Origin of the sequence: Microbacterium sp. CCH5-D1, from assembly GCF_001557335.1 — a bacterium.
In the GTDB taxonomy this organism is placed as follows: domain Bacteria; phylum Actinomycetota; class Actinomycetes; order Actinomycetales; family Microbacteriaceae; genus Microbacterium; species Microbacterium oxydans.
Genome location: NZ_LSJW01000171.1, coordinates 1 through 429, shown reverse-complemented (window position 1 = coordinate 429; position 429 = coordinate 1). Strand labels below are relative to the sequence as shown.

Sequence of the window (429 nt, the reverse complement as noted above, 5' to 3'; positions counted from 1 at the left end):
CCGCCGCAACGCTCGCCGCGAGATCCGTGGGCACCAGCCCGGACACGCGAGCCCGCGCGGCCTGGTACTCGCCGCCCACGTACACGTCGAGGCTCTGCCCCGCCTCGTCGGCATCGCGGGTGTCCCACTCCTGCAAGACCTCGGCGCGCGATCCCGGGTGACGGCGCGTGACGTCCTCGGCCAGCCTGTAGATCCCCTCGGCCTCGTACTTGGAATGCCCGGTGATCTGCCACCCCTCACCGTCTCGATCCACGGCCTGATCCACCATGTCGAGCCCCGCCCGGTCGATCGCCTTCTGTAGACGCTTCTCCGTGAGGTTCGGGGCGTCGGTGTCCCGCGCAGCCCCCTCGGGGAGGGCGCGCAGCGGCCGACCTGCGTGGCCCGTGGGCGGCTTGCCGCCCACCCGGAGCACGGCGCGCAGCGCCGGGC

1 protein-coding gene is annotated in these 429 nt (G+C 73.7%); it reads right to left on the bottom strand.

The genetic code is table 11. The annotated features are described in order from the left end of the window. On the bottom strand, positions 1–429 hold a 429-nt coding region (locus tag AX744_RS20680; RefSeq protein WP_197429214.1), incomplete at both ends, for a hypothetical protein.